Origin of the sequence: Microtetraspora niveoalba (assembly GCF_001570405.1) — a bacterium.
Taxonomy (GTDB): domain Bacteria; phylum Actinomycetota; class Actinomycetes; order Streptosporangiales; family Streptosporangiaceae; genus Microtetraspora; species Microtetraspora niveoalba.
Map to the genome: position 1 here is coordinate 49,296 of NZ_BBYM01000005.1, position 12,317 is coordinate 61,612.

General features: G+C 71.9%; 13 protein-coding genes. 3 read left to right on the forward strand and 10 right to left on the reverse strand.

Annotation, left to right across the window (positions count from 1 at the left end):
• Positions 1-47: 47 nt before the first annotated feature.
• The 3 genes from AWQ70_RS04710 (at position 48) to AWQ70_RS04720 (ending at position 2,426) form a co-directional block, all read left to right on the forward strand.
• A complete protein-coding gene (locus AWQ70_RS04710; protein WP_067170884.1) occupies positions 48-692 on the forward strand; it encodes a sigma-70 family RNA polymerase sigma factor in 645 nt (214 codons plus the stop codon).
• 50 nt (positions 693-742) lie between these two features.
• The gene (locus AWQ70_RS04715) at positions 743-1,468 is read left to right on the forward strand and encodes a DUF5667 domain-containing protein (protein ID WP_157529886.1); all 726 of its coding nucleotides are present in this window, start codon (positions 743-745) and stop codon (positions 1,466-1,468) included.
• Positions 1,469-1,559: 91 nt separating this feature from the next.
• A complete protein-coding gene (locus tag AWQ70_RS04720) occupies positions 1,560-2,426 on the forward strand; it encodes an HAD family hydrolase (protein WP_067170891.1) in 867 nt (288 codons plus the stop codon).
• Positions 2,427-2,439: 13 nt separating this feature from the next.
• On the opposite strand, the gene AWQ70_RS04725 is transcribed toward AWQ70_RS04720, so the two are convergent.
• The 10 genes from AWQ70_RS04725 to proC all read right to left on the reverse strand — a co-directional run bounded on the left by AWQ70_RS04725 (position 2,440) and on the right by proC (position 12,309).
• Entirely contained in the window at positions 2,440-3,435 is a 996-nt protein-coding gene (locus AWQ70_RS04725) for an alpha/beta fold hydrolase (protein WP_245646742.1), read from the reverse strand.
• Between the two features lie 150 nt (positions 3,436-3,585).
• The gene (locus AWQ70_RS40400) at positions 3,586-5,061 is read right to left on the reverse strand and encodes a serine/threonine-protein kinase (protein ID WP_067170896.1); all 1,476 of its coding nucleotides are present in this window, start codon (positions 5,059-5,061) and stop codon (positions 3,586-3,588) included.
• Positions 5,062-5,170: 109 nt separating this feature from the next.
• A complete protein-coding gene (locus tag AWQ70_RS04735) occupies positions 5,171-6,058 on the reverse strand; it encodes a lysophospholipid acyltransferase family protein (RefSeq protein WP_067171420.1) in 888 nt (295 codons plus the stop codon).
• A gap of 22 nt (positions 6,059-6,080) precedes the next feature.
• A complete protein-coding gene (locus AWQ70_RS04740; RefSeq protein WP_067170899.1) occupies positions 6,081-7,127 on the reverse strand; it encodes an NAD-dependent epimerase/dehydratase family protein in 1,047 nt (348 codons plus the stop codon).
• A gap of 79 nt (positions 7,128-7,206) precedes the next feature.
• Entirely contained in the window at positions 7,207-7,305 is a 99-nt protein-coding gene (locus tag AWQ70_RS37330; protein ID WP_018654693.1) for a 30S ribosomal protein bS22, read from the reverse strand.
• 161 nt (positions 7,306-7,466) lie between these two features.
• The gene (locus tag AWQ70_RS04745; RefSeq protein WP_030456159.1) at positions 7,467-7,670 is read right to left on the reverse strand and encodes a helix-turn-helix domain-containing protein; all 204 of its coding nucleotides are present in this window, start codon (positions 7,668-7,670) and stop codon (positions 7,467-7,469) included.
• Positions 7,671-7,982: 312 nt separating this feature from the next.
• The gene (locus tag AWQ70_RS04750; protein ID WP_067170902.1) at positions 7,983-8,762 is read right to left on the reverse strand and encodes a phosphatase; all 780 of its coding nucleotides are present in this window, start codon (positions 8,760-8,762) and stop codon (positions 7,983-7,985) included.
• A gap of 37 nt (positions 8,763-8,799) precedes the next feature.
• The gene (locus AWQ70_RS04755) at positions 8,800-9,987 is read right to left on the reverse strand and encodes an acetoin utilization protein AcuC (RefSeq protein ID WP_373282306.1); all 1,188 of its coding nucleotides are present in this window, start codon (positions 9,985-9,987) and stop codon (positions 8,800-8,802) included.
• 168 nt (positions 9,988-10,155) lie between these two features.
• A complete protein-coding gene (locus AWQ70_RS04760) occupies positions 10,156-11,409 on the reverse strand; it encodes an MFS transporter (protein ID WP_067170905.1) in 1,254 nt (417 codons plus the stop codon).
• 105 nt (positions 11,410-11,514) lie between these two features.
• Entirely contained in the window at positions 11,515-12,309 is a 795-nt protein-coding gene (gene proC, locus AWQ70_RS04765; protein WP_084516550.1) for a pyrroline-5-carboxylate reductase, read from the reverse strand.
• Positions 12,310-12,317: the final 8 nt, after the last annotated feature.

Genomic DNA, 12,317 nt, shown 5'->3' on the forward strand with positions numbered 1-12,317 from the left:
TAGAGTGTTCGAGCACGCCGACTCCCCTTCCCCCATGGGATCACCGGATGCCGACATCGTGGCCGTTCGCCGGGCTCTCCCCTCCAGCCACTGGAGTGGTGCGGCAGGCGCCTCCCGCCGTCCCCGCGGCGGCGCAGCTCGAACACGACGAGATGCGCACGCTGGTCCTGCGCGCCAAGACCGGCGACACCGAGGCGTTCGGCATGCTCTACGACCGTTACGTCGATCTCGTCTACCGCTACGTCTTCTTCCGCGTGGGTTCGCACGCGCTCGCGGAGGACCTGACGAGCGACACGTTCCTGCGGGCCCTGCGCGGCATCGCGGACTTCACCTGGCAGGGACGCGACTTCGGCGCCTGGCTGGTCACCATCGCCAGGAACCTGGTCACCGACCACTTCAAGTCGGGGCGCAGCCGGCTCGAAGTGTGCACGGGCGAGATCCTCGACACGCCTCTGGACGGCGACCACATCCCCGAGAACGCCGTCGTCGCCAGCATGGTCAACGAGCACGTGTTCCGGGCGATCACCCGGCTCAACCCCGAGCAGCAGGAGTGCGTCGTGCTGCGCTTCCTGCACGGCATGTCGCTCGCGGAGACGGCCATGATCATGGGCAAGCAGAGCGGCGCGATCAAGGCGCTCCAGTTCCGCGCGATCAAGGCCCTGGCCCGCGCGCTGCCCAAAGATCTCGGTTAGCTCACGTACCGTAACCCGGGCCCGGCCACCTCGTTGGGCAGGGCACAGACGTGGATCGGCAGCGGGGGATCTCGGGAGCGTTCATGGGCTGGTGGCGGCCGGGGCGCCGGCGACGGGCCAGGGGGACGGAGCGTGCCGCCGGCCGTGTCACCACGCGGATCGCCGAGGCCGGCTCCCGGATCGGCGCGGCTCCCCGGCCCGACTTCCGCGCGCGGCTGCGTGCGGACCTGCTGGAGGCGCACGCCGCCGAGCGGAGACCCGCCGCCGAGCCCCCCGCCGAGCGTCCCGAGGTCCGCCGCCCCTCCCCGCTCGTACGGCTCCGCCCTCTCGCGGTGTTCACGGTGCTCCTCGGCGTGATGTTCGCGACCGGCGCCCGCGCGTACGACTCGGTGCCGGGGGACATTCTCTACCCGGTGAAGCGGGCGGCGGAGGCGACCGTGCTGCGGCTGGCCGTGAGCGACGCGGAGCGGGCGAAGCGCGAGATGACGGCCGCCCGGCAGCGCGCGGCCGAGGCGGCGACGCTGGCCGGCGCCGCGGGCCCCGACCGGGACCGGCTGATCACCCAGGCCCTGGACGACATGGCGCGTACGACCCGGGCCGCGCTGAGCCGGGTCAGACGGCGCGCCGACCGGCCAGAGGGAGAAGAGGTACAGCGGTTCGCGCGCGAGCAGCGGACCATGGTGGAGCCGCTGCTCCCGAAGCTCGACCGGGAGAACCGCGACAAGGCGACCAGGTACCTCACCTACATCGACACCTTCGCCACGCCCGTCCAATGACGCGCCGCCCGGAATCCCGACGGAATACGGTCACACGGTGCTAACGCCGCGTACACCGTCATCCGCAGGCGTCCGGTTAAGCTGATGCCCTATGAGGCGGCTAATGCGACGGCGGGAAGCGGCGGAGATCGCGGGTGAGGTGGCGGCCGCGGCGGCGGTGCCGACCCCGAGCGCCGAGCCGGACCCGGCCGCCGCGGCGTTCTTCGACGTGGACAACACGATGATGCGCGGCGCCTCGATCTACCACTTCGCCCGCGGCCTGGCCTCGCGGGGCCTGTTCACCACCAACGACCTGGTGCGGTTCGCCCTCGGCCAGGCCTGGTTCCGGGTGCGCGGCAACGAGAACCCCGAGCACATCGCCAAGGCCAAGGAGACGGCGCTGGCCTTCGTCGCGGGTCTGAAGGTCGACGACGTGGTGCGCCTCGGCGAGGAGATCTACGACGAGGTCATGTCCGACCGCATCTGGTCCGGGACGCGCGCGCTGGCGCAGGCCCACCTGGACGCGGGGCAGCGGGTGTGGCTGGTCACCGCGACCCCGGTCGAGCTGGCCCGGGTGATCGCCCAGCGGCTGGGCCTCACCGGCGCGCTGGGCACGGTGGCCGAGACCGCGGACGGCGTCTACACCGGCCGGCTGGTCGGCGACCTCCTGCACGGCCCGGCGAAGGCGGAGGCGATCCGGGCGCTGGCCCGCAGGGAGGGGCTCGACCTGTCCCACTGCTCGGCGTACAGCGACTCGGCCAACGACCTGCCCATGTTGTCGCTGGTCGGCCGGCCCTGCGCGATCAACCCGGACAGCGAGCTGCGCGAGCACGCCAAGGAGAACGGCTGGCAGATCCGCGACTTCCGCACCGGACGCAAGGCGACGCTGATCGGCCTGCCGATCGCCGCGACGGCGGGCGCGGTCGCGGGCGGCATCGCGGCGGGCATCGCGCTGCGCAGGCACTACCGCTCGTCCTGAGCCCTCCGGCCGGTCAGCGCGACGCGAGGCGGGTGGCGCGGTCGAGGAAGTCGCCGAGCGCCTGGTTGACTGCGTCCGGCCGCTCGAAGCCGATCATGTGACCGGCGCCGGGGACGACGGTGAGCCGCGCGCCGGGCAGGGACTCCGCGATCCTGCGGCTGTGCTCGGGAGGGGTGACGCGGTCGTCCTCCCCGACCATGACGAGGGTCTCGACCGCGCTGAGCGCTGTGAGCGCGGCCAGCTTGTCGTGGACGCAGAGGCCGCGGAAGAAGCCGACCATCACCTCGGTCGGGGTGGCCGCCGCCACGTCGCTGACGAAGCGCACGTGGTCGGGCCGGGCGCCGCCGCCGAAGGCGATGAAGCGGGCCACCGGCAGGTGGGTGCGGGTCTTCAGGGCGACGCTGCGGTCGATCCACGCCGCGCGGGCCAGCATGCCCTCGAACACGATCGGCGTGATCAGTCCGGCGATCCGGCCCACCGGCCACGGGAGGCCGAACGTGTGCCGGGACAGCCCGCCGGACGACGTGCTGAGCATGGCGACGCCGCGCACCCGGGAGGCGAGCAGCTCCGGATGCCGGGCGGCGAACGCCATGATGCTCATGCCGCCCATCGAGTGGCCGACCAGCACCACCGGCACGCCGTCGGGCACGGCCTGCTCGATGACCGCCGCCAGGTCGTCGCCGAGCCGGTCGATCGTGCAGTCGTCGATCGGTCCGGTGGAGGAGGCGCCGTGCCCGCGCTGGTCGTAGAAGACGAACGTGGCCCGGCGGCCGGCCAGGGCCTCGCGCTGGATGTGCCAGCAGTGCCGGTTCATCATCCATCCGTGCGCGAACACCACGGCCACCTCGGGATCGGGATGCTCGTCGACGTCGGCGGCGAGGTGCACACCATCATCTGTGATCACGGTCATCGGCTTGCCGACGAGGCAGCCGATCCGGGAGTCGCCCACCACGGCCGGTACGGCTTCCGCCCGCCGCCGGACCACCCCGGCGGCGTATCCCAGTGCCATACCGGCGAGCAGTACTTTCCGTTTTATCCCGCTTTGGTGCATGATGTACTCCTCTTGGTGGGGTACACCATACCGACCGGTAGCAGCCATTGTTAGACCCCGAGACCGATAAGCCCGGGTAAAAAATGCGGGGCCGGAACGACCGGAAGGTCAGCCGGACGCGCCCGGTGAGGCGCGGACCAGCGTGACGGTGGCGCTGTAGGCGTCGGCCCCCTGCGGGATGTACATCAGCGTGAGAGCCGAGCGGCTCGCCTTCATCGTGAACGCGCCCACCTGGGAACACCGGGTGCCCTCGGTGATCGTCTCGCGCAGGAGGAACCGCCCGTCCGGGGCGCGGCCGGCCAGGGTGAGACGCCCGCTGCATCCCAAATCCGGGTAGCGGACGGTCGCGGAGCGCGCCCCGGCCCGGATGGTCACGATCATGGGGTGGCTGCGGCCGTCGCTCTGCGCCAGCGCCCCCTTCCACGCTCCTTGGAAGGCCCGGGAGAAGCGTGGCGGCGCCGGGGCGGCGGTCTCGGTCGGGCGTCCGGCGACGGGACTGCTCGTGGCGGAGCGGCCGTCGCCGTCGTTCGCCGCCTCGCCGTCCCCGCCCCACCCCTGCCAGAGCCAGAAGGAGGCCGCGCCGACCAGTACGGCCAGCACCGCGCTCACGCCGCCGAGGGCCACTCGCCCCGCCCATCCCGCGCTCGTCGCCTCGGCGGCGGCCCGGCTCGCGGGAGGCTCCGTGTCGGCGCCGCGCCCCGCCGGGGTCTCCGGGGCGCCGGGCGACATCGGCACCGGCGTCGACGTCTGTGTAGGCGTCGATGCGGTGGCCGGGTCGCCCGACCCGAGGAGCCGCATCAGCACCTCCCGCATGGGCGGCCGCGCCCCCGGGTCCTTCGCCAGGCAGTGGCGCACCAGGGAGCGCAAGGGCTCCGGCACACCGTCGATCTCCGGCTCCGCGTTGATCACCCGGTAGAGGACGGCGTGAGCGGAGTCGGCCGCGAACGGCGAGCGCCCCGTGGCCGCGAACGCGACGACCGCGCCCCAGGCGAAGACGTCGGCCGGAGGACCGATCGGCGCCCCCACGACCTGCTCCGGCGCCATGTACGCCGGGGTGCCGATGACCTGGCCGCCGACCGTCGCCGTCGCGTCGAGCGCACGGGCGATCCCGAAGTCGATCACCCTCGGGCCGTCCTGCCCGAGCAGCACGTTGCCGGGCTTGAAGTCCCGGTGGACCAGTCCCGCCTCGTGGATCGCGGTGAGAGCGGTCGCGGTCCCGACGGCGAGCCGGTGCAGGGCGGCCCCGCCGCGCGGCCCGTGCCGGGTCACCTCGTCCTGGAGGGACGGCCCGTCCACGAACTCGGTGACGATGTACGGCGGGTTCGACCAGAGGTCGGCGGCGAGGAACTGGGCGGTGCAGAACGAGGCCACCCGGCGCGCGACGCCCACCTCCCGGGCGAAACGCTCGCGGGTGACGTCGTCGTGCGCGATCTCCGGCCGGAGGATCTTGACCGCCACCGCGGCGCCCGACGGATCGGTCCCGAGATAGACGATGCCCTGCCCACCGGCCCCGAGGCGGCGGATCAGCCGGTACGGACCGATGAACTGGGGATCGCCTGCCTGGAGAGCAACTGATGCCGTCACCCGTACGCCCCCGTCGAATGGCGGTGTGGAGGAAGGAAGCCTCGCGGAGCGGCCTCCGGGGACGCTTCGCGACCCCTCAGATTAGGGCAGCCCGTGATCCCCTGTCATGTCAGGGGAAGGCGGGGCCGCGGCGTCGCCGGAGCGTGTCGAGCAGGCCCTGGATCGTCTCGCGCACCTGGTCGGTGAGATTGAAGACCAGCATGGGGTCGTCGGCGTCGATCGGATCGTAGTCGTCCGTCCTGATCGGCTCGCCGAACTCGATCAGCCACTTGGACGGCAGCGGCACCAGCCCGAGCGGCCCGAGCCACGGGAAGAGCGGGGTGATCGGCAGGTAGGGCAGGCCGAGCAGCCGGGCCAGCGCGGGCATGTCGCCGATCTTGGGGTAGATCTCCTCGGCGCCGACGATCGCGCAGGGGATGATCGGCGCCCCGGCCCGGATCGCCGAGGCGGCGAAGCCGCCCCTGCCGAACCGCTGCAACCTGTAGCGCTGCGAGAACGGCTTGCCGACGCCCTTGAACCCCTCGGGGAAGACGCCGACCAGCTCGCCCCCGCGCAGGAGGCGGTCGGCGTCCTCGGGGCAGGCGAGCGTGTGCCCGGTCTTGCGGGCCAGGTGGCCGAGCACGGGCAACTGGTAGACGAGGTCCGCGCCGAGCAGCCGGACCGGACGGTGCGCCTCATCGTGCAGCGCGACCTGCATCATCAGCGCGTCGACCGGCAGCGTGCCCGAGTGGTTCGCCACGACGAGCGCCCCCGAATCGGCGGGCACGTGCTCCAGACCGGAGGTCTCGACCCGGAACCAGTGCCGGTAGACCGGCCGGAGCAGTTCGAGCACGACCTTGTCGTTCAACTCGGGGTCGAAGCCGAACTCGTCCACCTCGTACTCGCCGGTGACGCGGCGGCGCAGGAACGCGAGCAGCTCGGCGAGCCGTTCGTCGCCCGACCGCTCCCGGGCGTCCCCGGGAACGCCGGGCGAGCCCTCATCGGAGGTACGCGTCACGTCACCCACGCCTTCGGTCGCTTCACAGGTCGTCCCGCGGCGGGGCGGATCGGCTCGAAGCGAGATCGGACAGCCGGTCGGCCACGGCCGCGGTGAGGCCGCCGGAGACGCCGCGCGAGCGGAGGAAGTCCTCGAAGGCGGCGGCCGTCCCGAACTTGGGCCGCCACCCGAGCTCCCGGGTCAGCCGCCCGCAGTCCACGACCCTGCCGTGGCACATCAGCTTGAGCTGCTCCGGGGAGAAGTCCACGCCGCCGGCGGTCCGCGCCACCTCTCCCAGCAGGCGGAAGAGCGGCGACGGGACGGGCAGCGAGAGCCGGCCCGCCCGCCGCAGGCACTGGGACAGCAGGAGCACGCCGTCGCCGGCCACGTTGAACGTGCCGGGATGGTCCTCCAGGGCCATCCGCCGCAGCGCCTCGACCCCGTCGTCCTCGTGGACGAACTGCAGCCGCGGGTCGAACCCGAGCACCCTCGGAGGGACCGGCCGCGTGAAGTACCGGGTGAGGGGCGAGTCCACCCCGGGTCCCATGAAGTTGGCGAAACGGAGCGTCGAGGTGACCACGTCGGGACGCCGCCTGGCGAAGCCCCGGACGTAGCCCTCGACGTCGCCGGCGTCCTTGGCGTACCCCGAATGCGGCGCCTCGGCGGGCTCGCCGTCCTCGGTGAAGACGGCGGGGTCGTTCGGCGCCGAGCCGTAGACGGCGGTCGTGGACCGCACCACCACCCTGCGCACGGACGTCGAGCGCTGGCACGCGCCGAGCAGGTGCATCGTGCCGATGACGTTGTGCTCTTTCACGGCCGACCGGCTCCGCGAGGGGCCGCCGATCAGGCTCATGTGCACGACGACGTCGACGTCCGCCGCCGCGATGACCTGCGCGATGTCCGGACTGCGCAGATCGACGCGGACGAACTCGAGGCGACCGGCCTGGGAGCCGCCGGCTCGGGCCGGCGACGGCGGCGGAACCGTGTCCACTCCGACGACCCGGCCGACACCCGGGTCGGCGGCGAGCACGCTCGCCACTCGTGCTCCGATGTGGCGCGAGACCCCGGTGACCAGCACTGTGTGGGTCATCGCGGCCTCACTGGGGGACTGGTGGGGGAATGGAGTTCACGGTCGCCCGGCCCCTCGGGGACCGGTGCGCGCCGTATTACTACTTCTTGTTACGCCGCTGGATGCGCGTCTTCTTGAGCAGCTTGCGGTGCTTCTTCTTGGCCATGCGCTTGCGGCGCTTCTTGATCACAGAGCCCACGGGACCCCCAGGTGAAGGTTGAGAATGCCAGACCGGTGCGCGAGCGCACACCGGCACAACAGACTACCGGCGATCCACGGTCGATCGCCCCCTGGGGGACACCGCGTGGCCGACACCGGACCGCGCGCCTGGTCAGCGCGGGTCCGCGTCGCCTCGGCGTGTCATCCGGCCTCGATGAACGCATCCCTGAGGTAGTCGTGTACCGCCTGCTCGGGCACCCTGAAGGATCGGCCGACACGGATGGCCGGCAGCTCACCTGAGTGGACGAGCCGGTACACCGTCATCTTGGACACTCGCATGACCGTGGCGACTTCCGCCACCGTCAGGAACTTCACCTCGCTGAGAGGTCTTTCGCCTGCACCCATCGGACGCCTCTTCCGCACGTGTTTCCGGGTTATCCCCACTGGTGCCATCGCTCACGCACGTGTACTGCCGTCAGCGTAAGTCGGGACTGCGAGTAGGCAAACCCCCCATTTCATCAGTCACCGCAGCCTTATGCCGTCCATATGGAGAAAGCCGCTGGTAGCAGTCGCGACGTGCCCGCTCACCTCGATGCTGGAACGAACCAACTTCTCTCACACAAGGGTCGCCCCGGCTCACGAAAGGGTCGGCAAACACCCGACAAGAGGGGGCAAAGGGGAGTGCGAATTACGCGAAACGGACGGTCCGCTGCGCGTTCAGAGGTGAGTGGCGATCCTGGCGACGAGGTAGTCCGTCAGCGGACCGTAATGCCTCGGCAACACGTTGTCGTCGAGCGGCACCGCGACGGCGATCTTCCCCTCCGCCTCGCCGACGAAGAGCGCGGGATCGTTGCTGTCCGCGAACCCCACGGTCTCGACGCCCGCCTCGCCCGCCGCGCCCGCCCAGCCGTGGTCGGCGATCACGAAGTCGGGCCGCTCCTCCGCCAGGATCGCGCGCATCGGGTCCGGGTCGTGGGTGTGCACCAGGGCGGCGCCGTCGTCCAGCATCGCGACGTCGTCGAGATAGCGGATCCGGCGTACGCGCCCGAGCCCGTTGCCCATGTAGCTCCACCTCTCCGCCGGGGTGAGCAGGGTCGCCCCGGCCGAGCGGGCGAGCCTGGCGAGGGCGAGGTGGACGGTCAGCAGTCCCGTCGGATGGCCGGTGGCGATGACGATGCGCGCGTTGCCCCTGGCCAGCACCTCCCCGACGCGGTCGCCCATCGCCTCGATCGCGTCGATGGTCAGGTCCGGGTCGATCGTGTCCTGGCCCTCCCGGTGCTCCGGGTCGGCCACGACGCCCACCGACTTGGCCATCTGCTCCAGCACGTCGCGGAAGCTCCATTCGGCCGCGAACGACAGGCCGAACATGTAGTGGGGGTCGCGGTTGGCCAGGGAGCGGTAGTTGTCGAGGTTGTTCTCGCGCGGCGTGGCGACGTCGCCCGCGATGCGCGTCCTGATCAGGTGGTCACGGAGATCTGTGCGGGAGGGAACGTTCACAGGTGCCACAGCGCTCCTCGCGCGACCGGGATTCCCGTCATGGCAGGGGGTCCAATCCGTGGAAGGGGAAGACGGCCTTCCTGGTGGCCACGATGGCCCGGTCGATCGGGTCGCCCGGGTCGTAACCGCCAGAGAAGTCGGAGTACGCCGGCCGGTGCCCGTCGGTCATCGACAGCGGAGGCACCTCGCCGGTCCGCTCCGTGACCAGTGCCCGCCAGCTCGGCGGGGTCGGCGTCGACGGCTCGACGGGATGTCCGGACGCCTCCGCGATCAGATGGGTCCACGCGCGCGGCACCACCTGGACCAGCTCGTATCCCCCGCCGCCGGTGACGACCCACCGGCCGCCCGACGTCTCGTGCGCCAGCCGGTGCAGCGCGGCGTAGGCCGCGCGCTGGCCGTCCAGGCTGAGCATGAGGTTGGCCAGCGGGTCGAGGGCGTGGCTGTCGCATCCGTGCTGGGTGACGAGGATCTCGGCGCCGAACTCCCGCAGCAGCGGCGGCACGACCGCGTGGAAGGCGCGCAGCCAGCCGGCGTCCCCGCATCCCGCGGGCAGCGCCACGTTGACCGCGCTGCCGTTCGCCCCGGTCTCGCCGGGGAAGCCTGTGCCGGGGAAGAGCGTGCGCGGGCTCTCGTGCAGGCTGATCGTGAGCACCCGCGGGTCGTCGTAGAACGCGGCCTGCACGCCGTCGCCGTGGTGGACGTCCACGTCCACGTACGCCACCTTCTCCGCCCCCTGGGCGAGCAGCCAGGCGATCGCGACGGCCGGGTCGTTGTAGACGCAGAACCCGCTGGCCGTCGCGGCCATGGCATGGTGCAGGCCGCCGGCCACGTTGACGGCGTGCCCCGCCTCACCCGTCCACACCGACCGCGCGGCCTCGATGGATGCTCCGGTGATCAGCGCGGACGCCTCGTGGACGCCGGCGAAGGCGGGGTTGTCGGTGGTGCCCAGCCCGCAGCCGAGATCGGGCCGGCCGGTCTTCGAGACCGCCTTGACCGCCTCGATGTAGTCGCGGCGGTGGACCATCGCGAGCTCGTCGTCGCTCGCCGGGGCGCATCCGGCCATCTCGACCCGGTCGAGGACGCCGAGGTCGCGGGCGAGCGCCATGGTCAGCTCCACCCGGACCGGCGCGAGCGGATGCCCGGGGCCGAAGTCGTACGACGTCAGGGCGTCGTCCCAGAGCACGCGGACGCGGCCGCATCCTGGCTCGCCGGTTCGCTCGATCATGCCGCCGCCTCCTCGCCGCACGATCGTGACGCTACCGTACGCCCCTGGGCGGGGATCCTCCCCCTCGTGGCATACGCCACTTATCCCGATCACGTACCGAAATATCGATGCAAATCCGGCCACGAGGACGGTGTGGGGGACACAGCGCGTGGCGTCCGCGCGGTGCGTCTACGAGGGGACGGGCTCCCCCGCCGGCGCGGAAACGCGGCGCAGGCCGCGAATGGCCGGGATGCCGAGCAGGAAGGCGATGCCGGCGAGCCCGACCGCGAACCCGGCCATCAGCACGTTCTCCGCGCCCAGGTGGGCCGCGACCGGACCGGCCAGTGCCTGGCCCACCGGCATGCTCAGCGTGGACCCGCCCACCTCGTACGCCGTCACCCGGTTCAGCACGTCCTGCGTGACCTGGCTCTGCACGCTCGTCGCCCACATCACGGACCAGAACCCCCACACCGCGCCGGTGGTGGCGAAGGCCGCCGCGAGCGCCGGCAGCGGCGCGTGCAGGGCGAGCGCGAGCGGTTCGAGGAAGTACAGCGTCATCGCGATCGCCCCGGTCATGAGCGGGCGCGACGGCCGGAACCAGGCCGCGACCAGACCGCCGACGACCGTTCCCGCCCCGGCGGCCGACATCATCCAGCCGTAGGCGGTCCGGCCGTGGTCCTCGGTGACCAGCGCCGCGCCCAGGGGCAGCAGCGGGCCGAACACCAGCACCCCGTAGAAGGACCAGATGACGATGACGCTCCACATCCAGGTGCGGGAGCGGAACTCGTCCCATCCCTCGCGCAGATTGCGCAGCATCGAGGAGCCGGCCGAGAGACTGGGCAACGGCCGTACACGCATGAGCAGCAGGCAGACCGCGCTCACCGCGAACGTCGACGCGTCCACGACGAAGACGAGCCCGGCGCCGCCGACGCCGACGAGGACGGCCGCCAGCGCGGGGCCGAGCAACTGGGCGATGGCGTCGGCCACGCGCAGCGTCGCGTTCGCCCGCTGCAGGTCGGACGCCACCTGGGGCACCATGCTGCTCACGCCGGGCTGGAACATCGCGGCGGCCGAACCGCTGATCGCCGACAGGCCCACGATCTGCCACAGCGGCGGCGTACCGATCATGAAGACGGCGGCCATCGCCGACTGGCTGACCAGCCGCACCAGGTCGGCGCCGATCATCATCCGCCGGGCGGTGAACCGGTCGGCGAAGACGCCGCCGAAGAGGATCAGCGCCCCGAACGGCGCCATCCACGAGGCGAGCACGAAGCCGACCCCGGTCGGGCCGTAACCCGCGCCCAGCACGCCCAGCGAGATCGCGACCGGCAGCATGGTGTCGCCGAGCATCGACACCACGCGCCCGGTGAAATAGAACCCGAAATCGGGCGTCCAGAGCGGTCGCCGCCCCACCCCCGCCACGGCCTGTACGGCTTCCGCCACGTCACCCTCACTGCCAACGCCCCGAAGTTGCCAGAGGAATGATGCCGCCGGAAAAGGAAAGTTTCTATCCTATTCCTCGCGTGGCGCGGAGCCCGGAGTGCGAAATCAGCCGGAGGCGAGCTGGCGGCTGCGGTCCCTGGCGGCCTCGATGGCGTCCAGGAAGGCGGCCCGGACCTTGTGGCGTTCGAGCTCGGCGATCGCCGAGATGGTGGTCCCGCCGGGCGAGGTGACCGCCTCGCGCAGGATCACCGGGTGCTCGCCCGAGTCGCGCAGCATGATGGCCGCGCCGACGATCGACTGGGTGACCATGTCGAGGGCGGCGGCACGCGGCATCCCGAGCAGGATCCCGGCGTCCACCATGGCCTCGACCAGGTAGAAGAAGTAGGCCGGGCCGCTGCCCGACAGCGCGGTCGCGGCGTCCTGCTGCGACTCGGGGATGCGCAGCACCTTGCCGACCGGCTTGAGCAGGGCCTCGGTGCGCTCCAGGTGGCGCTCGCCCGCGTGCGCCCCCGGCGAGATCACGCTCATCGCCTCGTCGACCAGGACCGGCGTGTTGGACATGACGCGGACCACCGGCACCGCCTCCCCGAGCCGGGACTCCACGAACGCGGTGGTGATGCCCGCCGCGGCGGAGATCACCAGCCGGTCGGCCGGCACGTACGGGGCGATCTCGGCGAGCAGGCTCGCCATGTCCTGCGGCTTGACGGCGAGGATGATGGTGTCGGCCGCCTTCGCCGCCTCGGCGTTGGAGACCACGCGCACGCCGTAGCTCTCGCGCAGCGCCTGCGCCCGGTCCTCACGCCGCGCGGTCGCGATGATCTCGCTCGGCGGCAGCCCGGCCCGGACCAGCCCGGACAGCAGCGCCTCACCCATCTTGCCGGTGCCGAGAATCGCGATCATGACCATTC

Bases quoted from the DNA above. Each gene is read 5' to 3' on its own strand.
- AWQ70_RS04745 (WP_030456159.1), bottom strand. From the start codon at position 7,670: ATGGGTGCAGGCGAAAGACCTCTCAGCGAGGTGAAGTTCCTGACGGTG.
- proC (WP_084516550.1), bottom strand. From the start codon at position 12,309: ATGATCGCGATTCTCGGCACCGGCAAGATGGGTGAGGCGCTGCTGTCC.
- AWQ70_RS04755 (WP_373282306.1), bottom strand. From the start codon at position 9,987: ATGATCGAGCGAACCGGCGAGCCAGGATGCGGCCGCGTCCGCGTGCTC.
- AWQ70_RS04720 (WP_067170891.1), top strand. From the start codon at position 1,560: ATGAGGCGGCTAATGCGACGGCGGGAAGCGGCGGAGATCGCGGGTGAG.
- AWQ70_RS04725 (WP_245646742.1), bottom strand. From the start codon at position 3,435: ATGGCACTGGGATACGCCGCCGGGGTGGTCCGGCGGCGGGCGGAAGCC.
- AWQ70_RS04710 (WP_067170884.1), top strand. From the start codon at position 48: ATGCCGACATCGTGGCCGTTCGCCGGGCTCTCCCCTCCAGCCACTGGA.
- AWQ70_RS04740 (WP_067170899.1), bottom strand. From the start codon at position 7,127: ATGACCCACACAGTGCTGGTCACCGGGGTCTCGCGCCACATCGGAGCA.